The organism is Thermostichus sp. MS-CIW-25, from assembly GCF_054060015.1.
This window is the reverse complement of sequence record NZ_JBSSCS010000076.1, coordinates 1-2,651: the sequence shown is the minus strand read 5'-3', so window position 1 is coordinate 2,651 and position 2,651 is coordinate 1. Positions and strand designations below refer to the sequence as shown.

The 2,651-nt window shown below is 69.7% G+C and carries 4 protein-coding genes and 1 pseudogene; 2 read left to right on the top strand and 3 right to left on the bottom strand.

Annotated elements, in window-relative coordinates; translation table 11 throughout:
* Positions 1-125 precede the first annotated feature (125 nt).
* Positions 126-473 carry a WD40/YVTN/BNR-like repeat-containing protein gene (locus ACVWZ1_RS14285; RefSeq protein WP_457503739.1) on the top strand — a complete coding sequence of 116 codons (348 nt, stop codon included), beginning with the start codon at positions 126-128 and terminating at the stop codon, positions 471-473.
* A 245-nt stretch (positions 474-718) separates the two neighbouring features.
* Here the strand turns inward: ACVWZ1_RS14285 and ACVWZ1_RS14280 are convergent, their stop codons facing one another.
* The 3 genes from ACVWZ1_RS14280 to ACVWZ1_RS14270 form a co-directional block, all read right to left on the bottom strand.
* Positions 719-922: a hypothetical protein gene (locus ACVWZ1_RS14280; RefSeq protein ID WP_414332449.1), complete on the bottom strand. Its 204-nt coding sequence runs from the start codon at positions 920-922 to the stop codon at positions 719-721.
* A 16-nt stretch (positions 923-938) separates the two neighbouring features.
* On the bottom strand, positions 939-1,595 hold the full coding sequence (locus tag ACVWZ1_RS14275) for a hypothetical protein (RefSeq protein WP_414332451.1): 657 nt from the start codon (positions 1,593-1,595) through the stop codon (positions 939-941).
* A gap of 507 nt (positions 1,596-2,102) precedes the next feature.
* A complete protein-coding gene (locus ACVWZ1_RS14270) occupies positions 2,103-2,303 on the bottom strand; it encodes a hypothetical protein (RefSeq protein ID WP_457503738.1) in 201 nt (66 codons plus the stop codon).
* 196 nt (positions 2,304-2,499) lie between these two features.
* Here ACVWZ1_RS14270 and ACVWZ1_RS14265 point away from each other — a divergent pair.
* Positions 2,500-2,651: pseudogene (locus ACVWZ1_RS14265) on the top strand (transposase); the annotation flags it as partial.

Sequence of the window (2,651 nt, the reverse complement as noted above, 5' to 3'; positions counted from 1 at the left end):
CGGACGGGGTGAGCTGGACCCAGCGAACCTCGGGGACGAGCAACCAGCTCAACGGCGTGGCCTACGGGAACGGCCTCTTCGTGGCGGTGGGGTGGGACGGCACCATCCTCACCTCCCCGGACGGGGTGAGCTGGACCCAGCGAACCTCGGGGACGAGCAACCAGCTCAACGGCGTGGCCTACGGGAACGGCCTCTTCGTGGCGGTGGGGTGGGACGGCACCATCCTCACCTCCCCGGACGGGGTGAGCTGGACCCAGCGAACCTCGGGGACGAGCAACTGGCTCAACGGCGTGGCCTACGGGAACGGCCTCTTCGTGGCGGTGGGGTGGGACGGCACCATCCTCACCTCCCCGGACGGGGTGAGCTGGACCCAGCGAACCTCGGGGACGAGCAACTGGCTCAACGGCGTGGCCTACGGGAACGGCCTCTTCGTGGCGGTGGGGTGGAACAGCACCATCCTCACCTCCCCCTGAACCGGAGATCCCCACGCCCCTACCCCGCCCCATCGCCCGTGGGGCGGGGTACCCTTACCCGGAGCCCGGCGGGAGTGGGCGCGCCGGCGGACTGGGCCGGTACGCGGCCTTTGGTTGTAGGAGCGTCACCCCTGCACAAAAGCGCACCTTCGCAAAACGGGGGACCTGCGCCTTCGGCGGAGGGGGTGTCCGGGAGGCCTCCTCCCCTTTGGGACCCCAGCCCCAAATGAACCGCCGGGGGTAGTTTAGCTCCCGTTTGGCTTCAGGACAGCCGCTACCCGGAGCCAGCGCCGACCCCGCTCGTCCTCCCCGGTGAGGAGGCGGACCGGCTCCACCTCCAGGTAGCGGCGGAAGACTCCTTCCACCTCCCGGGCCAGCCCCTCCAGCCGCTCCGGGGGAAGGGGTATGCCCTCCAGGTAAAGCTCCAGGGTGTCCCGGTCCCCTGCCACGGAACCCACCCCCTCGCTAGCCCACCCCGCCCGAGGGGCCTGCCTTCTCCCTCCGCCGGCGGCCTGTGGGCGGGTCGTCCCCCTTCGCCGCCCCACCCTCCCGCTCCGGGGGCGGGGGGACCTTCTCCACCTCCTCCACCACCAGGAGGCCCTCCACCACCCGGCCTTGGACCCTTAGGGCCTCCTCTTCCCCCACGGGGGGGACGCTGGGGCGGAGGGCCGGGGGTACCAGGAGCTCTAGGGCGAAGGGCTTGGGGAGGATCCCCTCCCGGTTGGGGCGCACCTCCAGGACCAGCCGCCCCTCACCAGGCTCCCAGCTCTTGGGGAGGCCCAGGACGCTGAAGGTTCCCGCCAACTCGGGCCTAGGGCGGACGTAGAGGTGGCCCACCTGGGAGGCCGCGAGGTCCAGCCGCCCCTCCCGGGTCCTGGGCCAGAGGGTGAGGCCCACGGCGGTGCCCTCGGGGTGCCGGCTCAGGGTCTTCCTCAGGCTCTTCCCCGCGGCGGGGGAGAGGCGCTTGCGCTTGAGGCTCATTTCTCCCTCCAGGCCCCCTCCTTCCAGGCGGACCGCGGGGCGCTTACGCTCCTCCCCCGGGGGTAGGAGGGTGCCTACGGCACGCACCACGGCGTGGTAGAGCTCCGCTAGGGACGGCTTGCGCTTTTCCTGGCCCTCCATGGCCTCCCAGCATAACGCCGAAACCCCCCGCCGGTGGGCGGGGGGAGTAAGGAAGGCCCCGCGCCCAAGGGAACCTCTATAGGCGGGGACGACTGCCTGGGACTGCGTGTAACGGTGGGCAAACTCAAGGCCCGGCCCTATAGGAAACTCAAGGCCCGCGCCCAAGGGAACCTCAATAAGGACAGCCCTATTGCTATCCATCGCTTGCAACCAAAGGCTTTTCTAGATCCCCTCACTACCCGGAGCCAGCCCAGACAATGGGGGGAACCAGACCCCTCTCCCCCCAGGTCATCCCCCCAGGCCACCTCCCCCCGGAGCACCCCCTTTAAGCGGTAATCGCTTACCGCTCACCAGGCCCCTAGCGGAGGGATCCAGGCCCCTGGCGGGGATGTACCGGATTAGGCGGCCATCAACCCTTCGGGGGGAGGGGCGTTGGCCAGGGGAATGGTCCAGGGGGTTCGAGGCCCAGGGCGGCGGTGCCCGGGTCCTGAGGGGGCGGTTGAGCCGTCAGGTGGCGTGCTCCCCCACCACCGCCTCCCACACGTGCTGACGGCTATCCCGGTCGTACCGGCGGCGCACAAGGACGATAATCCCCCCACCCCCGTACACCGCCAGGGGCCACTCAGGGGGGTGGCCCGACACGCGGGCTGCATCCAGGGCCAGGCCAAAACGCAACTCCACGCCCCCCTCTACCGGCACGAGGGACAACCGAATGTCCCCCTCCGGGTGTGTCCAGAGTGAACGTGGCCACCACATCAGGCACCCCTTTGGGGGTTGAGTTTACCGCCCCTCGAGGCCCAGGGCGCAGGTGGAGTTTGCGGTAAAATCCCTCCTATGAAAATGACGTGCCCCCCGGGTAGGACCCGGAGAGCCCCAGTTCTGCCGACTGAGGCCTCCATCCTACCCCAAGGGGCGGGAGGAGGCAAGGGTGCGGTACAAGCGGATGACCGGGGAGGTGGAAGAAGCGGTGCTGGAGATGTACCTGCAAGGGGTCTCCACCCGCAAGGTAGCGGCCATCACGGAGGGCCTGTCCCGGGTGCGCATCGGTAAGGACGC

Bases quoted from the DNA above. Each gene is read 5' to 3' on its own strand.
- ACVWZ1_RS14275 (WP_414332451.1), bottom strand. From the start codon at position 1,595: ATGGAGGGCCAGGAAAAGCGCAAGCCGTCCCTAGCGGAGCTCTACCAC.